The 15732-nt window shown below is 71.5% G+C and carries 16 protein-coding genes and 1 tRNA gene; 6 read left to right on the forward strand and 11 right to left on the reverse strand.

The window, feature by feature from the left end:
- Positions 1–57 precede the first annotated feature (57 nt).
- Both AC4D2C_RS00060 and AC4D2C_RS00065 read right to left on the reverse strand, forming a co-directional pair.
- A complete protein-coding gene (locus AC4D2C_RS00060) occupies positions 58–738 on the reverse strand; it encodes a response regulator transcription factor (protein WP_104048999.1) in 681 nt (226 codons plus the stop codon).
- The gene (locus AC4D2C_RS00065; protein ID WP_490911644.1) at positions 735–1970 is read right to left on the reverse strand and encodes a sensor histidine kinase; all 1236 of its coding nucleotides are present in this window, start codon (positions 1968–1970) and stop codon (positions 735–737) included. The genes AC4D2C_RS00060 and AC4D2C_RS00065 overlap by 4 nt, the downstream gene beginning before the upstream one ends.
- Positions 1971–2134: 164 nt before the next feature.
- On the opposite strand from AC4D2C_RS00065, the gene phoU reads away from it, so the two are divergent.
- Positions 2135–2794: a phosphate signaling complex protein PhoU gene (gene phoU / locus AC4D2C_RS00070; RefSeq protein ID WP_490904401.1), complete on the forward strand. Its 660-nt coding sequence runs from the start codon at positions 2135–2137 to the stop codon at positions 2792–2794.
- Positions 2795–2866: 72 nt separating this feature from the next.
- Here phoU and AC4D2C_RS00075 read toward each other — a convergent pair whose 3' ends face one another.
- A complete protein-coding gene (locus AC4D2C_RS00075) occupies positions 2867–3613 on the reverse strand; it encodes a phosphoglyceromutase (protein ID WP_490911645.1) in 747 nt (248 codons plus the stop codon).
- Between the two features lie 192 nt (positions 3614–3805).
- Between AC4D2C_RS00075 and AC4D2C_RS00080 the strand changes: the two genes are divergently transcribed.
- Positions 3806–4555 carry a class I SAM-dependent methyltransferase gene (locus AC4D2C_RS00080; RefSeq protein WP_490912984.1) on the forward strand — a complete coding sequence of 250 codons (750 nt, stop codon included), beginning with the start codon at positions 3806–3808 and terminating at the stop codon, positions 4553–4555.
- Here the strand turns inward: AC4D2C_RS00080 and AC4D2C_RS00085 are convergent.
- Positions 4540–4869, reverse strand: coding sequence for a DUF2516 family protein (locus tag AC4D2C_RS00085; RefSeq protein WP_490904403.1), 330 nt, complete (start codon positions 4867–4869; stop codon positions 4540–4542). The genes AC4D2C_RS00080 and AC4D2C_RS00085 overlap by 16 nt on opposite strands.
- A 4-nt stretch (positions 4870–4873) precedes the next feature.
- On the reverse strand, positions 4874–6136 hold the full coding sequence (locus tag AC4D2C_RS00090; protein ID WP_490911646.1) for a trans-sulfuration enzyme family protein: 1263 nt from the start codon (positions 6134–6136) through the stop codon (positions 4874–4876).
- Between the two features lie 82 nt (positions 6137–6218).
- On the opposite strand from AC4D2C_RS00090, the gene tmk reads away from it, so the two are divergent.
- From tmk to AC4D2C_RS00105, 3 genes are read left to right on the forward strand one after another with little or no spacing between them, the layout of a single operon-like run.
- Positions 6219–6866: a dTMP kinase gene (tmk, locus tag AC4D2C_RS00095; protein ID WP_490911647.1), complete on the forward strand. Its 648-nt coding sequence runs from the start codon at positions 6219–6221 to the stop codon at positions 6864–6866.
- The gene (locus AC4D2C_RS00100; protein ID WP_490911648.1) at positions 6863–8056 is read left to right on the forward strand and encodes a DNA polymerase III subunit delta'; all 1194 of its coding nucleotides are present in this window, start codon (positions 6863–6865) and stop codon (positions 8054–8056) included. Before tmk ends, AC4D2C_RS00100 begins: the two co-directional genes overlap by 4 nt.
- Positions 8053–9630, forward strand: coding sequence for an alpha/beta hydrolase (locus AC4D2C_RS00105; protein ID WP_490911649.1), 1578 nt, complete (start codon positions 8053–8055; stop codon positions 9628–9630). Before AC4D2C_RS00100 ends, AC4D2C_RS00105 begins: the two co-directional genes overlap by 4 nt.
- Here AC4D2C_RS00105 and AC4D2C_RS00110 read toward each other — a convergent pair.
- Positions 9585–10361, reverse strand: coding sequence for an HAD family hydrolase (locus AC4D2C_RS00110; RefSeq protein ID WP_490912985.1), 777 nt, complete (start codon positions 10359–10361; stop codon positions 9585–9587). The two genes, AC4D2C_RS00105 and AC4D2C_RS00110, sit on opposite strands and share 46 nt — an antisense overlap.
- 183 nt (positions 10362–10544) lie before the next feature.
- Here AC4D2C_RS00110 and AC4D2C_RS00115 point away from each other — a divergent pair.
- Positions 10545–10620 (forward strand) — tRNA-Thr (locus AC4D2C_RS00115).
- A 130-nt stretch (positions 10621–10750) separates the two neighbouring features.
- Here AC4D2C_RS00115 and AC4D2C_RS00120 read toward each other — a convergent pair.
- The 5 genes from AC4D2C_RS00120 to AC4D2C_RS00140 all read right to left on the reverse strand — a co-directional run bounded on the left by AC4D2C_RS00120 (position 10751) and on the right by AC4D2C_RS00140 (position 15731).
- Entirely contained in the window at positions 10751–10993 is a 243-nt protein-coding gene (locus AC4D2C_RS00120) for an acyl carrier protein (RefSeq protein ID WP_334208707.1), read from the reverse strand.
- 111 nt (positions 10994–11104) lie between these two features.
- Complete coding sequence (gene csrA / locus AC4D2C_RS00125) at positions 11105–11380, reverse strand: carbon storage regulator CsrA (protein ID WP_490911650.1); 276 nt, start codon at positions 11378–11380, stop codon at positions 11105–11107.
- A gap of 4 nt (positions 11381–11384) precedes the next feature.
- Positions 11385–12605 carry a hypothetical protein gene (locus AC4D2C_RS00130; protein WP_490911651.1) on the reverse strand — a complete coding sequence of 407 codons (1221 nt, stop codon included), beginning with the start codon at positions 12603–12605 and terminating at the stop codon, positions 11385–11387.
- Positions 12580–14628, reverse strand: coding sequence for a flagellar biosynthesis protein FlhA (locus tag AC4D2C_RS00135; protein WP_490911652.1), 2049 nt, complete (start codon positions 14626–14628; stop codon positions 12580–12582). The genes AC4D2C_RS00130 and AC4D2C_RS00135 overlap by 26 nt, the downstream gene beginning before the upstream one ends.
- Positions 14628–15731, reverse strand: coding sequence for an EscU/YscU/HrcU family type III secretion system export apparatus switch protein (locus AC4D2C_RS00140; protein WP_490911653.1), 1104 nt, complete (start codon positions 15729–15731; stop codon positions 14628–14630). The genes AC4D2C_RS00135 and AC4D2C_RS00140 overlap by 1 nt, the downstream gene beginning before the upstream one ends.
- Between the last annotated feature and the right edge of the window lies 1 nt (position 15732).

Consider the following 15732-nt stretch of genomic DNA (forward strand, 5'->3'; position numbering starts at 1 on the left):
GCGAACTGCCCGCCCCGGGACCGGAGGCGGGCAGTTCCATGTCCGGGCCGGGCGCGGCTAGGGCTCGTACTTGTAGCCGAGGCCGCGCACGGTGATGAGGTAGCGCGGGTTCGAGGGGTCGGGCTCCACCTTGCCGCGAAGCCGCTTCACGTGGACGTCGAGGGTCTTGGTGTCCCCCACGTAGTCCGACCCCCACACGCGGTCGATCAGCTGGCCGCGCGTCAGGACCCTCCCGGAATTCCGGAGCAGCATCTCGAGCAGCTCGAACTCCTTGAGCGGCAGGGCCACCTGCTCGCCGTCGACGCTCACCACGTGGCGTTCGATGTCCATCCGGACCGGACCGGCCTGGATGGTGTTGGCGATCAGCTCCTCGGGTTCGCCCTGGCGTCGGAGCACCGCACGCACGCGTGCCACGAGTTCACGGGACGAGTACGGCTTGGTCACGTAGTCGTCCGCGCCGAGTTCGAGGCCCACCACCTTGTCGATCTCCGCGTCCTTCGCCGTCAGCATGATGACCGGCACGCTGGAGCGCTGGCGCAGCTGGCGGCACACCTCGGTGCCGGAGAGCCCGGGCAGCTGGAGGTCCAGCAGCACGAGGTCCGCCCCCGAGCGGTCGAACTCGGTGATGGCGTCGAGGCCGTTGTCCACGACGGACACCTCGAAGCCTTCCTTGCCGAGGAGGTAGGACAGCGGGTCGCTGAACGATTCCTCGTCCTCGACGATCATGATTCGGCTCAAGCCTTGACTCCCTGCTCATGGACAGCGGTGCTGCCCTTCTTCGCCGACTTCCTGTCGGCGCCCTGCGTCGTCGCTCCGTCCGCACCGGACGGGGCGTCGTCCTCCGACGTCCCCTCCATCTCCGGCAGGCGGACCGTGAACGTGCTGCCCTGCCCGGCCTGCGACCAGACCGTCACCTCGCCGCCGTGGTTCGAGACCACGTGCTTGACGATGCTGAGGCCGAGACCCGTGCCGCCGGTCTGGCGGGAGCGGGCGGCGTCGATGCGGTAGAACCGCTCGAAGATGCGCTCCTGCTCCTCGGGCGTGATGCCCGTGCCCTGGTCGGTGACCGACACCTGCACGAGGCCGTCCCGCGACCGCACACCCACTCCCACCCGCGTGCCCTCGGGCGAGTAGCGGATGGCGTTGTCGATGAGGTTGCGGAAGGCCGTCATGAGGAGGTCGCGGTCACCGTAGACCGGCGTGGGAGCGGACCCGCCGACGACGATGTCGATCTGCTTGCTCTCCGCGGGGAGCTTGTTGCGGTCCACGGCCTCCGCGATGACCGAGTTCACGTCCACGGCCTTGCCGCGGCGCACGACGTCGGCACCCTGCAGGCGGGAGAGCTCGATGATGTCCTGCACGAGGGCGGAGAGGCGCCCGGACTCCTTGTGCATGCGCTGGGCGAAGCGGCGGACCGCCACCTCGTCCTCGGCGGCGTCGTCGATGGCCTCGGCGAGGAGGGAGATGGCGCCCACCGGTGTCTTCAGCTCGTGCGAGACGTTCGCCACGAAGTCGTTGCGGATCTCCTCGCTGCGGGTGATCTCCGTGCGGTCGTCCGCGAGGATCAGGATGTACTCGGCACCCAGGGCCGCCACGCGGACCTGCACCACGATCGTGCCCTGGCCGAACGGCCCCCGGGGGAGCTCGAGCTGCTGCTGCTCGATCACGCCGTCACGCCGGACACGGGCGGTGAGATCGAGGAGTTCGGAGTGCACCACGGTGTGGCCGCGCACCAGCCCGAAGGCGTAGGCCGCAGGGCTGGCCCGGACCACGCCGTCGATCGCGTCCACGATCACGTACGCACGGCCGATGATGGAGAGGACCTCGGCGGCGCCGTCGGGCAGCGTCGGCTCGTCCTCGTAGAGGAGCCGGACCCGCTGGGCCTCGCTGGCGCGGAACGCCACCATGCCGCCCACGCCGAGGGCCAGGCCGACCAGCCCGGCCACGAGCGTCAGGAGAAGGGGGTCCACGGTCATAGCTTATGCGCTGCGGTTTCCCGGTCCCCTGCCATCCGGTGGCAATGGACCGGTGGTTCAACTAACGTTCACACAAAGCGGAGCATCAGTTCACCGTGGGCTGGAAGGCTCGACCGGAAGTGCACCGTTGGACCAGACGAATTGGGAAGGACGCCTACGTGCGTAAGGTATTCCAGGCCGAGCTCCATCAGATCGGGGAGGAGCTCATCGAGATCTCGCAGCTCGTCTCCGAGGCGATCCAGAAGGCCAACAGCGCCTTCCAGGGAGCCGACACCGAGCTCGCGCAGGAGGTCATCGCCGCCGATGCGCGGATCGACTTCCTCCAGAACTCCCTCGATGAGCGCGCGATCGACATCCTCGCCCTGCAGGGTCCCGTGGCATCCGACCTCCGCATGATCGTCGGCGCGCTGCGGATGAGCGCGTCGCTGGAGCGCATGGGAGACCTCGCCCGGCACGTGGCGCAGCTCGCGCGGCTGCGGTTCCCCGCGAACGTCATCCCCGAGAGCATCCGGTCCACCTTCGACGAACTCGCCGCACTCGACGTGCAGATTGCCGCGAAGGTCACCGAGCTGCTGGAGACGCGCAACCTGGACCTGAGCAACGAGATCAACGCGGCCAACGCACGCGTCAACGAACTGCACGCGGGCGTCTTCAGGGCCGTCGCCTCCGAGGACTGGAACGAGACCGCGCCGACGACCGTCGACGTGACCCTCGCGAGCCGCTACTACGAGCGTTTCGCCGATCACGGGGTCTCCGTGTCCAGGAAGGTCACCTACCTCGTCACCGGCGAATGGCAGCCCAGCGCACCGCTGAACTGACCCGCACCCCGATCAACAGGAACGACGGCGACCCGCTGGGGGTCGCCGTCGTTCCTGTTGATGCCGTCGGAGCTAGTGCTTGCCCTGGTTCGCGACCGCCTCGATGGCCGCCGCCGCAGCATCTGCGTCGAGGTAGGTGCCGCCTGCCTTCACGGGCTTGAGGTCCTCGTCCAGCTCGTAGACGAGCGGGATGCCCGTCGGGATGTTCAGCGAGGCGATGTCCCTGTCGCTGATGCCGTCGAGGTGCTTCACGAGGGCGCGCAGCGAGTTGCCGTGGGCGGCGATCAGGACGGTCCTGCCGGCTTTGATGTCCACCGTGATGTCGGACTCCCAGTACGGCAGGAAGCGGTCGAGGACGTCCTTCAGGCATTCGGTGCGGGGGACGTCGTCGCCGAGGTCCGCGTAGCGCGGGTCGCCGACCTGCGAGTACTCGCTGTCGTCGTCGAGCGGCGGCGGCGGGGTGTCATAGGACCGGCGCCATTCCATGAACTGCTCCTCGCCGAACTCCGCGAGGGTCTGGGCCTTGTCCTTGCCCTGCAACGCTCCGTAGTGGCGCTCGTTCAGCCGCCAGTGGCGCTTGACGTCGATCCAGCTGCGGTCGGCGGCCTCGAGTGCGAGATTCGCGGTGATGATGGCGCGCTTCTGCCGGGACGTGTAGACGATGTCGGGAAGGATGCCGGCCTCGGTCAGCAGGTGCCCGCCGCGGGTGGCCTCCTCGCGGCCCTTCTCCGTGAGGGCGACGTCCACCCAGCCGGTGAAGAGGTTCTTCTCGTTCCATTCGCTCTGCCCGTGGCGCAGCAGGATCAGTGTGTAGGTCATGGTTCCAGTCTGCCGTATGGCACTGCCGGAGGTCATGCGTGGGCGACGTATGACGGTGCCCTGCGGGACGGGCGCCGGCACGGCGGTACGCCCGGGGTGCCCTACCCTTGATGGGTGCCTCCGCGTCCCCGTCCCCCGAAACCTCTCGGGACCATCACCCGCGGTACCACCGCCCCGAACCGCCTCCGCCGGATGGACCGCTGGCTCGCGGGGCCCCAGGGACACCGCCTCCGCCGCGCCGCGGACCCGCTCGTCGTCGACCTCGGTTACGGGGCCGCCCCGGTCACCGCCGTCGAGCTGTTCACACGCCTGCGGTCCGTGCGCGACGACGTCGAGGTGGTCGGCATCGAGATCGACCCCGTCCGGGTGGCCGCCGCAGCACCGCTCGCCCGCCCCGGCCTCGGCTTCCGGCAGGGCGGCTTCGAGCTGCCGCTGGACGGCCGGCGCCCCGTCGTCGTGCGCGCCTTCAACGTGCTGCGGCAGTACGACGAGGACGAGTACGCCGCCTACTGGGACGAGGTGCGCCTCCGCCTGGCCCCCGGCGGCGTGTTCATCGACGGCACCTGCGACGAGATCGGGCGCCGCGCCACCTGGGCCACCCTCGACAGCGAGGGACCGGTGTCACTGAGCGTGTCGCTGCGCTTCGGTGCGTTCGCGCTGCCCTCCGACGTGGCGGAGCGGCTGCCCAAGGCGCTGATCCACCGGAACGTGCCCGGTGAGCGCGTCCACGCGTATCTCCGTGCCCTGGACAAGGCCTGGCTCGACGCCGCGGCGCTCGCCTCGTTCGGGAACCGGCAGCGCTGGACGGCGACGTGCGCTGCACTGAAAGCGGACGGCTGGCCGTTGCTGGACGGCCCGTCCCGGTGGCGGCTCGGCGAGGTCACCGTCGCCTGGGAGGCCGTGCGGCCGGGCTCGACGAGCGGCGGCTACCAGGGGCCGTAGGGACCGCTGCTGCCGCCGCGACCCGAGGTCTGGCTGACGGCCGGCTTCACGTCGGCGAGATACACGCACGCCGCGATGATGGCCACGAGCTGGAAGAGGTTGAAGCCGCCCCGGCTGCTCAGGGTGGACAGCAGGCCGACGACGACGGCACCGCCCGTGAGGGCCAGCCAGAACCCCTTGGTCCGCTTGAAGGCGGCCTCGAAGGCCGTCCCGGGGCGCCGCACGCAGTCGGTGAGGGCCCACACCTCGATCCCCAGGGCCACGAAGCCGAGCGCGAGGTACAGGTATTGCTGGATCAGGAGGACGAGGTACACGCGTTCAGCTTAGCTGGCCCGCCTCCCGGGATGCACGGGACGCAGCGGGCACCGGCGAGGACTCACCGCCGGTCGCCCGGTGGAGCGCCCGGTCGGTCGCCTGGTGGAACGCCTGGTGGAGCGCCTGGTCGAGGTCCGCCCAGAGGTCCTCGGGGTTCTCGATGCCGACGGACAGGCGCACGAGTGCCTCGGGCACGGTCAGCGGTTCGGCGGGCTGGCGCCGGCGCCGTTCCACGAGCGACTCCACGCCCCCGAGGGAGGTGGCGGGGAGCCACAGCCGGACGGCGGCGACGAGCGCGTCCGCCGTGGCGACGTCGTCGAGTTCGATGCTGACGATCCCGCCGAAGCCGCTGAACTGCGCGGCCGCGCGCTCGTGGCCCGGGTCCGAGGGCAGGCCCGGGTACCGCACGCGGCGCACGGCGGGATGCTCCGCGAGGCGGTGCGCGAGCGTCAGCGCCGTGCCCTGGCTCCGTTCCATGCGCAGGGCGAGGGTGCGCAGCCCCCGCAGGGCGAGCCACACCTCGAACGGTCCGGCGATCGCGCCGTGCAGCGTCCGGTGCGCCAGGAGGCGCTCGCGCCGCACGGCGTCGGACGTGACGAGCGCCCCGAGGACCACGTCGGAGTGGCCGGCCAGCCACTTCGTGACGGAGTGCAGGACGACGTCGACGCCGGCCTCCAGCGGGCGGTGCACGATGGGCGTGTTGAAGGTGTTGTCGGCGACGACGACGGCGCCCGCCGCGTGGGCGGCGTCGGTCAGGACGGCCAGCTCTGCGACCTCGAGCATGGGGTTGGTGGGGCTCTCGAGCCACAGCATGAGGTGCCCGGCGTCGAACCGTGCGGCGAGGTCGGCGAGCTGGGCGAGGACGGCGTCGGTGTCCGCGACGTCGACGACGTGCAGTTCGAAGCGGCCCTGGGCGGCGAGGTCTGCGGCGAGGCCGAGCGAGCCGGCGTAGGCGTGGCGCGGCATGAGTACCGCTCCGCCCGAGGGCACGAGCGAGAGCGCGGCGGCGGCGGCGCCGAGGCCCGAGGCGAAGACGAGCGCCGGGAGGTCCGCCCCCTCGAGGGCGCCGAGCGCCTCCTCGAAGGGGTCCCACGTGGGGTTGGAACCACGGGCGTAGATGCGGTCGCCCGGCTGGGGCGCCCGCGTCTCGTGGTAGGTCGTGGTGAGGACGATCGGCGCGTTGACGGGTGCGTCGTGCTCGCGGGGAGGACGCCCCGCCGCGACGGTGAGGGTGTCGGGGGCGAGGTCGGACCGCTCGGATGCCATCCTCCGAGCCTAGCCCGGTGGCCGATCCCGACCGCAAGTGTTACCCGGGCACAAGGTCGCCGCCACTCGGTAGGCTGAGTCCGTGACCTTTCCCCTCCCGCACGGACTCCCCGGGCTCTTCGTCGCCCTCGAGGGCGGCGACGGCGCCGGCAAGTCAACCCAGGCGGCAATGCTCTGCCGGGCCCTCGAGGCCGGTGGCCGTCGAGCGGTCCGCACACGGGAACCGGGCGGCACCCCGATCGGGGAGACGCTCCGCTCCCTCGTCCTCGAGTACGGCCACGGCGAGATCGATGCTCGCACCGAGGCCCTCCTGTTCGCCGCCTCGCGGGCGGCCCACGTGCAGCAGGTGATCCTGCCCGCCCTGCGGCGCGGCGACGTCGTGGTGTGCGACCGCTACATCGACTCCTCCGTCGCCTACCAGGGGGCCGGCCGCGGCCTGGGTGCGCAGGCGGTCCTCGATGTGAACCTCTGGGCCACCGAGAGCCTCCGCCCCGACCTCACCGTCCTGCTCGACGTGGAGCCCTCGGAGGGCCGGAGCCGGCGCACCGCGGGCTCCGCGCCCGAGGACCGCCTGGAGTCCGAACCCGACGGCTTCCACGCGGACATCCGGGCCGCCTTCCTGGATCTCGCACGCCAGGCGCCGGAACGTTATCTGGTGCTGGGCGCGTCCGGCACGCCGGAGGAGCTGCACGAGGCCATCCTGGACGCCCTCGCGCGGGTGCCCGCATGAGCGCCGCCACGCACAACCTGCCCGTCACCGGCGTGTGGGCCGAGCTGCGCGGCCAGGAGCAGGTGGTGGAGCAGTTGCGCCGCGCGGCGGAGTCCGGCGCCCCCACGCACGCCTGGCTCTTCACCGGTCCGCCCGGCTCCGGGCGCTCCAATGCCGCCCGGGCGTTCGCCGCGGCGCTGCTCTGCGAGCGGGAGGCCCTGACCGAGCGCGGCTGCGGTACGTGCAAGGCGTGCCGCACCGTCCTCTCCGGGACCCACGCCGATCTCACCAACGTCACCACCGAGAAGGTGACCATCAGCATCGACGAGGCCCGCGAACTCGTCCGCAAGGCGCAGGACAAGCCGTCCACGGGCCGGTGGCGCATCATCATCGTCGAGGACGCCGACCGCATGCAGGAACGCAGCACCAACGTGCTGCTCAAGGCCATCGAGGAGCCGCCGCCGCGCACCATCTGGCTGCTCTGCGCGCCCAGCCCGGGGGACGTCCTCGTGACCATCCGTTCGCGCTGCCGGTCCGTGGGCCTCCGGCTGCCGCCCGTCCAGGACGTCGCCGACCTGCTCGTGGCGCGGGACGGCATCGACCCGGCGACGGCGGAGGCGGCCGCGCGCGCCGCGCAGAGCCACATCGGCGTGGCGAAGCGCCTCGCCACCGACGACGGCGCCCGGGAGCGGCGCAACCAGATCGTCCGGCTCCCGCTGACCCTGCGCTCCGTGGCCGGGGCCATGCGCGCCGCCGCGGACCTCGTGAAGCTCGCGGAGGCGGAGGCGCAGAGCTCCTTCGAGCAGCGCGACGCCGAGGAGCGTGCCGCCCTGCTGGCCACCCTCGGGGCCCCCGAGACGGGCACCCTGCCGCCGTCCCTGCGGGCGCAGATCAAGCGCCTCGAGGAGGACCAGACCCGCCGTGCGAAACGTTCCAAGAACGACTACTTCGACCGCGCGCTGACGGACCTCATCTCCTTCTACCGCGACGTCCTCATGCTGCAGGTCTCCACGGGGCAGCCGCTCGTGAACGAGCCGCTGCGCCCCGAGCTCGAGGAGTTCGCCCGCCGTGAGAGCGCCGAGGACACCCTGCTGCGCCTCGAGGCGATCAACGAGGTCCGTACGCGGCTCGTCAGCACCAATGTGTCCCCTCTCCTCGCGATCGAAGCGATGACCGTCAGCCTGCTGTCCCGGAAGGACCTCGACCGATGACCCCTGGACCGCTCTCCCCCGGCGCTGCCCCGCGCCGCCGCCCCCTGGGCGTCCTCGCCGCGGCCGCCGCCGTGATGCTCGGCCTGTCCGGGTGCACCCTGTTCTCCCCCGACGGGGCGGACACCCCGGTGACCGGTGTGGAGACCGCCGACCCCGCGGCCATCGGCGAGGTGGCCGGTGACCTCCGCGGCTTCTACACGCAGGAGGTGCGGTGGGAGGACTGCGAGGGCTCGTTCTCGTGCGCCACGATCGAGGTGCCGCTGGACTACAGCGACCCCGGCCGCAGCAGCATCGAGCTCTCGGCCATCCGGTCCGAGGCCACGGGTGAGGCGCAAGGCACCATCCTCGTGAACCCGGGCGGCCCCGGAGGGTCCGGCGTGAACATCGTGCAGGAGTCCCTCGATTACGTCACGAGCGAGCGGCTGCGCCAGGACTACGACATCGTCGGGTTCGACCCCCGCGGGGTCAACCGGTCCAGTGCGGTCGAGTGCTTCACCGACGCCGAGCAGGACGAGGCCCGGCAGGAGAGCTACCCGCCCGACGCGCCCGAGGACGAGATCCTGGCGCTGATGACCGCTGACGCCCAGGAGTACGCGGACCTCTGCGCCGAGCGCACGGGCGAACTGCTCGGGTTCGTGGACACCGAGTCGGCGGCACGGGACATGGACATCCTGCGCGCGATCGTCAGCGACCCGAAGCTCAACTTCCTCGGCTTCTCCTACGGGACCCAGCTGGGGGCGACGTACGCGGACCTGTTCCCCGAGCGGGCGGGCCGCCTGGTGCTCGACGGCGCGATCGACCCCTCGCTCAGCAACGAGAACATCACCCTCGGGCAGGCGGGCGGCTTCGAACGGGCGGTCCGCGCGTACGTCGCCGCCTGCCAGCAGGGGGCGGACTGCCCGTACACCGGGAGCGTGGACGACGGCGTCCGCCAGATCCAGGACCTGTTCGCCGCCGTGGAGCGTGAACCGCTCACCGCGGAGGACGGCCGCCTCGTGCCGATCTCGACCTTCGTGCAGGGCTTCATCCTGCCGCTCTACGACAACGGCAACTGGCCCACGCTCACGCAGGCGGTCACCGCGGCCCTCGCCGGCGACCCGACCAGCATGCTCTACCTCGCGGACCTCGGCGCCGAACGCCAGCCGGACGGCACCTACGCGTCCAACTCGACGGCGGCGTTCCTCGCCGTGACGTGCCTCGACTACCCCATGACGAGCGATCCCGCGCAGATGCGCGCCGACGAGCAGGAACTCGTCGCCGCGTCCCCGACATTCGGACGGTTCCTCGCCTACGGCGGCATCACGTGCGCGCCGTGGAAGTACCCGCCCGTCCTCGGGCCGGCTCCCCTGCAGGCCGCCGGGGCGGATCCGATCGTCGTGATCGGCACCACGGGCGATCCCGCCACGCCCTACGAGTGGTCCACGGCCCTGGCCGGGCAGCTGGAGTCCGGCGTGCATGTCACCTGGCAGGGCGAGGGGCACACCGCCTACGGACGGTCCAACGACTGCATCCTGGACCTCGTCGACTCCTACTTCATCGACGGCACGGTCCCGGCGGACGGCGCGCGCTGCTGATCGCCGTCGATCGCTGCCGGGAGCCACTGCGGCAGGTGGCACATGGACGGCAGGACGACGTCGGCCCCGGCGAGCCGCAGTTCGGCCTCCGAGTGCGCGCCCGTCAGGACCCCGATGACCGCGCCCGCGCCGGCCCGCTGCCCTGCGATGACGTCCGACGTCGTGTCCCCCGCCACCAGGACCGAGCGGACGTCCTCGATGTCGAGGGCGAGGACCGCGGTGAGGATGATGTCCGGGTAGGGGCGGCCGCGGCCCGCGTCCGAGGGGCAGAGGCTGAGGTCGGCCAGGCCCATCCAGCCGAGGGATTCCAGGATCATGTTCTGCGTGTGGCGCCCGAAGCCGGTGGCGAGGCAGATCTTCAGGCCCAAACCGCGCAGGGCCAGGATGGCGTCCTCGGCGCCCGGGATGGGCCGGACGCCGTGCCGGGCGAGCAGGGTGTCGTACGCCGTCTCGAAGGTCCGGTTCACGTCGACGGCGGTGGCGATGTCGTCGAAGAGATGCCGGAAGACGAGTTCCTTGGAGGTGCCCATCGTCCGGCGCGCGTACGCGGTCATGTCGTCGAAGGCACCCGTGCCCTCGTGCACGCCGTGCGAGGCGAGGGCCCGCGAGAAGGCCTCCTCCTGCAGGGCACCCTCGTCGACGGTGGTCCCCGCCATGTCGATCACGGCGAGCGAGAATGTGCGGTCGTGCGCCACGCGGCGTCCCCCTTGTGCTGCCGGATCCGCCCCGATGCGGGTCACGGGTGTCCTCAGCGTTCCGGAGGCGGCTGACGGGCGCACGTACGGAAGGCGGCGTCGGGGTGAACCGGAGCCGAATTCGCGCCGGGATCCGCCATTTTGACCGCGGGGCGGACCCTCCTATAAAGTTGTGGCTTGTGGATCGGCCCCGGGTACAGCCCGGAACCGGGAAGCATTGCCTCCTTAGCTCAGTCGGTAGAGCGTCTCACTCGTAATGAGAAGGTCGCCAGTTCGACTCTGGCAGGAGGCTCCATCGGAACCCCGGACGGTACGCCGCCGGGGTTTTCTCATATCCGGATCCGCCCAGGGCCGTCGGCGTGCGGCTGTGGCGGGTCCGCGGGCCGCGCACCCGCCACAGCTCCGCGCTCGGGGAGCGTGCCGGGTCAGCCCATCGCCGGGCCGGACTCCGAGGACCCGGTCAGTTCACCCAGGAACGCGTGGCATCTCGCGGCCCGCTCGGAATCCTGGGCCATGACCTGCTCGAAGAAGTCGGCGATGTCGTCCCGGCCCGCATTGCGGGCGTCGCGCACGTACTGGCCGTAATCGTGCCCGGCCTTCAGCGAGTGGTACTGCAGGGAGATGAGGTCGAACGAGACGTCGTCGAATCCGGTTTCTCCAGTAGCCATGACGTACCTCCGTGTCGGTGTGAACAGGTGGTGTCAGGCTAGATCGGTGGATTTCCGGGGGCAACGGCGAGATGGGCCCAGCGCGGTCCTCGCCACTCCCCGGTGAGTCTGTTAGACGCCGGGCGGGCCCTCCGGGCCGCCGTCGGTGGTGACCACGGCGCCCGACTGCAGCAGGGCCTTCAGGGCGTCGGCGCCCGCGGAATCGGCGGCCGCAGCGGAGAGGTTCGCCTCCGTGACGGCGCGCAGAACCTCCTCGCGCTGGATCTTCACGCCCCGGGGCGCATCGATGCCGATGCGGATGCCCTCGCCGCGGGAATCGAGCACCGTGATGACGATGTCGTCGCCGATCAGGATCTGCTCCCCGACCTTTCGCGTTAGAACAAGCATCGTGTCACTCTATCCCGGCCGGCCGGGCTCGACGGCGACCGCCGCCCGGACTGGTGCGTCCCGGCGGCCCGTCCTGCCAGCCCACGGGCAGTCCCAGTGCGAGGACGGTGTCGGGCGTCGACGTCGCCCCCTGCCCGACGACGGCGAGGCCCGCCGGCTCGAGTCCGGCGCGCTCCATGCTCCTGCGCAGCGCCCCGACCCAGGCGGCGGTGTCCGCCTCCTTGCGCCCGGCATCGACCGCGAGCCACACCTGGTCCGGGCGCAGGGCGAGCAGCAGGCGGGCATCCTCCACAGGATCCCCGGACCGGAGCGCGAGGAACACCGGATGTCCGCCGTCCACGCCTGCGGCACGGGCGGCGTTCGCGTCGAGGTGGTCCCCGATCCTGCGGGCATCCGGCCGCAGCCAGCCCGTCGCCTCCCCCGCGAGCGCGACCGCGGCGGGGGCTCCCCCGCCGAATGCCGTCGCCATCGCCTGGACGACCTCCCAGCTCGCGGCAGGCGACCCGATGACGGTCACGAGGTCGCCGGAGGCCTGGAGGACGGCGGGGACGGGTATCCGCGCGGCGGACCGGCTGACAGCGTGTCCACCCAGGTCGGGCAGCTGTGCGGGGTCGCCCGGTGACGCGTCGAGGTGCGGCACGACAGCGGGCGTGTCGTCGGCCTCGGCGCCGCCCGGCCCGCCGATCACGCCAGCGGACGCGTCGTCGGTCTCGGCGAGCTCCGCCGCCGGCCGGGGAGGGCGCCCCGCGGGACGGGCGTGACGATCGTCCGTCGTGACGGCCGGTGCCGGCACCGGGCCGGTGGGGGACGGCGCCGGGTCGGTCGCGAAGGTCAGGTTGTCCATGAGCGCGGCGAAGAGGCCCGAGTCGGTGGAGACGGCGGCCGCCGGTTCCTCCTGCCGTCCGGGACGGCTGCCGGTGCCCGGACGGCCGGTCCCGGTGAGGCGCGCCTCGTCGAGTTCGGCCTGTTCCAGGAGTGCGTTGATACCGGAGGGCTGCGCTGCTGCGCTGCGCCGTCCACGTGGACGCTCGGCGGCCGGGGCGTTGTCGTGCTGCGGTACTTCCACGACGATCTCGTAGTGCTTGCGCGCGAAGGCGCCGCGGATCCCGCCGACCGTCACGAGCTCCGCGGAGACGATGAGCGCGTGCGGGCCGTACAGGGTGGCGGCCCGCGCCTTCAGCTCCTCGAGGGAGGAACCCTCAAGATGAAACAGCTGCGGTACCACGCACCACCCCTACGGTCTCGATGGCCACGTTCGCGCTGGTGACCTCCTGGTAGGAGAGCACGGGCAGTGCTGCCGCCTGCGGCCCGACGAGCCGCTTCAGCGCGGGCCGCAGCGCCGGTGCGCAGACGAGGACCGCAGCCTGCCCGGAGGCCTCGAGGTCGGCCGCCGTGGAGCGGATGGAGGCGAGGACGGCCTCGGTCCGGGCAGGGTCGAGGAGGATCTGCGTGCCCTGGTCGGACGGGCGGAGGCCCTCGAGCATGGACTGTTCGAGCAGCGGGTCGATCATGATGACGCGCAGCAGGGAGCCGTCGAGGTACTGCTGCGTCACGGCGGGCCCGAGCGCCAGCCGGGCGGCCTCGACGAGGCCCTCCGGGTCCGACGACGACTTCGCCTTCAGCGTCAGTGCCTCATAGATGCGCGCGAGGTCGTTGATGGGCACCTGCTCCGACAGCAGTCCCTGCAGCACGCGCTGCACCTCGGCCAGGGACAGCAGACCGGGCACGAGTTCCTCGACGGCGGACGGGTTGACCTGCCGGACGCCGTCGGTCAGGACGCGGACGTCCTCGCGGGTCAGGAGGCGGGCGGCGTTCGCGGTGATGACCGCGGAGAGGTGGGTCACCAGCACCGACACCCGGTCGATGACCGTGGCGCCGGAGAGCTCGGCGTTGTGGCGGAGCTCGGACGGCACCCACTTGCCCGCGAGCCCGAACACGGGTTCCACGACCGCGGTGCCCGGCAGGTGGGCGAGGTGGTCCCCGAGGGCGAGGACCTTGCCGCGCGGTGCCTCGCCCCGCCCGGCCTCGACGCCGGCGATCCTGATGACGTAGGTGGCCGGCGGCAGGTCGATGCTGTCCCGTGTGCGGACGGGAGGGACCACGACGCCGAGTTCGAGGGCGATCTTCCGGCGGAGTGCGCGGACGCGACCGAGCAGATCGTCGGGGGCGCCCGTGACGACGTCCACGAGGTCCGGAGCGAGCAGCACCTCGAGGGCGTGGACGCGCATCTGCTCGAGCAGGTCGTCCGTGCTGTCGGCCGAGGGTGCGGCTGCTTCGGCCTCGAGCGCGGCGGCCGCCGTCCTGGCATCGGCGTCGGACTTCTTGAGCCGCTGTGCGATCACGATCAGACCCGCCCCCACCACCACGAACGGCAGCTTCGGCATGCCGGGGATGAGGGCCATGACGATCGCCGCCGCTCCGGCGATGCGCAGGGCGTTCTGCGACTGGCCGAGCTGCTGTGCCGCCATCGAGCCCATGTCCGCGTCGGCGTTGGAGCGGGTCACGATCATGCCCGTGGACACCGCCATGAGCAGTGCCGGGATCTGGGTGACGAGGCCGTCGCCGATGGTGAGCAGCCCGTACGTGGTGAGGGCCTCGGAGATCGGCAGACCGTCCTGCAGCATGCCGATCGCGAGGCCGCCGACCATGTTGATGATGATGATGATGATGCCGGCGATGGCGTCGCCCTTCACGAACTTCGACGCGCCGTCCATGGCGCCGTAGAAGTCGGCCTCCGCAGAGACCTCCGCCCGGCGCTCGCGGGCCTGGGTGTCGGTGATCAGCCCGGCGTTGAGGTCGGCGTCGATGGCCATCTGCTTGCCCGGCATGGCATCCAGCGTGAAGCGGGCTCCCACCTCGGCGACGCGCTCGGCACCCTTGGTGACCACGACGAACTGGATGACGATGAGGATCAGGAAGACGACGGCGCCGATGATGATCGACCCGCCGACGGCGACATGCCCGAAGGCGGCGATGACCTCTCCCGCGTAGCCGTCGCCGAGCACCAGCCGGGTGGAGGCGACGTTGAGGCCGAGGCGGAACAGCGTCGCGACGAGCAGCAGGGACGGGAACACCGAGAAGTCCAGCGGCTTGCGCACGAACATGGTGTTCAGCAGGATCACGAGCGCCAGCAGGATGTTCACGATGATCAGCACGTCCAGCAGCACCGACGGCACCGGCACCACGAGAAGCAGGATGATGCCGACGACCCCGACGGGCACCAGGAACTTGGACAGGGAAGAACGCATTATCGGAGGCCTCCGGCGGCTGCGGGTCGGGCGGGCAGGGTGTGGACGCCGCGGGCGGCTCCCCTGGTCCTCAGGGACATGACGAATGCCAGGATGCGGGCCACCTGGTCGTAGTTCTCGAACGGGATCTCCTGGCCGAGCTCGCACGCCGCATGCAGGGCCCGCGCGAGCGGGATGTCCGAGACCATCGGCACGTGCTTCTTCTCGGCCTCCTCGCGGATCTTCGCCGCGATCACGCCGGCACCCTTCGCGACGACGCGCGGCGCGGACCGGCCCGGTTCGTACTTGAGGGCGACCGCGACGTGCGTCGGATTGACGAGCACGACGTCGGCCCCGCCGACGGCGGCGATCATGCGGTTGCGGCTCATGGCGAGCTGGCGCGATCGCCGCTGCGACTTGATGAGGGGGTCGCCGTCGGAGTTCTTGTTCTCGTCCTTGACCTCCTTCTTGGTCATGCGCGTCTTCTTGCGGTTGCGGCGCATCACCACGAGGACATCGAGCGCCGCGAGGGCGAGGCCCGCGACGACGGCCGCCTGCAGCAGCGCCGCCGTCCCTTCTCCGGCGGTGGAGAGGAGCGAGGCGACGGAGAGCCCGCCGGCCGCCATGAGCGCCGGCATGAGGTTCTGCACGACGACGACGAGCACCAGGGCGACCACCCCGGTCTTCAGGAGCGCCTTCGCCCCCTGCCACAGGGCCTGGCCGCCGAGGATCCGCTTGAGGCCCGTGACCACGTTGAACTGCTCGAACCTGCCCGAGAACTTCTTGACGTGGATGCCGCCCTGCAGTGCTGCGGTACCGAGGACGGCCACGAGCAGCACGCCGAGGAACGGCCCGAGGACGGTGGCGAGGGAGGCGCCGCCGTCGGCGAGGGCGTCGAGGGCCGCCGCGGGGTCGGGGTTCGCGATGGTGTCGGCGACGCGGACGAGCTGCTCCGCGGCGACGTCCGAGGATCGGGCGATGAGGGACGGCAGCATGAGCGCTGCGGCGCCGACGCCGATCCAGGCCGTGAAGTCCTCGGACTTGGCGAGCTGGCCCTTCGAGCGGACGTCCTTCATCCGCTTGTCGGTGGCCTGCTCGGTCCGCTCGCCGGAATCCTCCGCCATG

Source organism: Arthrobacter sp. TJ-240, from assembly GCF_058269195.1.

Bases quoted from the DNA above. Each gene is read 5' to 3' on its own strand.
- AC4D2C_RS00075 (WP_490911645.1), bottom strand. From the start codon at position 3,613: ATGACCTACACACTGATCCTGCTGCGCCACGGGCAGAGCGAATGGAAC.
- AC4D2C_RS00080 (WP_490912984.1), top strand. From the start codon at position 3,806: ATGGACCGCTGGCTCGCGGGGCCCCAGGGACACCGCCTCCGCCGCGCC.
- AC4D2C_RS00090 (WP_490911646.1), bottom strand. From the start codon at position 6,136: ATGGCATCCGAGCGGTCCGACCTCGCCCCCGACACCCTCACCGTCGCG.
- AC4D2C_RS00100 (WP_490911648.1), top strand. From the start codon at position 6,863: ATGAGCGCCGCCACGCACAACCTGCCCGTCACCGGCGTGTGGGCCGAG.
- AC4D2C_RS00105 (WP_490911649.1), top strand. From the start codon at position 8,053: ATGACCCCTGGACCGCTCTCCCCCGGCGCTGCCCCGCGCCGCCGCCCC.
- AC4D2C_RS00120 (WP_334208707.1), bottom strand. From the start codon at position 10,993: ATGGCTACTGGAGAAACCGGATTCGACGACGTCTCGTTCGACCTCATC.
- csrA (WP_490911650.1), bottom strand. From the start codon at position 11,380: ATGCTTGTTCTAACGCGAAAGGTCGGGGAGCAGATCCTGATCGGCGAC.
- AC4D2C_RS00135 (WP_490911652.1), bottom strand. From the start codon at position 14,628: ATGCGTTCTTCCCTGTCCAAGTTCCTGGTGCCCGTCGGGGTCGTCGGC.
- AC4D2C_RS00140 (WP_490911653.1), bottom strand. From the start codon at position 15,731: ATGGCGGAGGATTCCGGCGAGCGGACCGAGCAGGCCACCGACAAGCGG.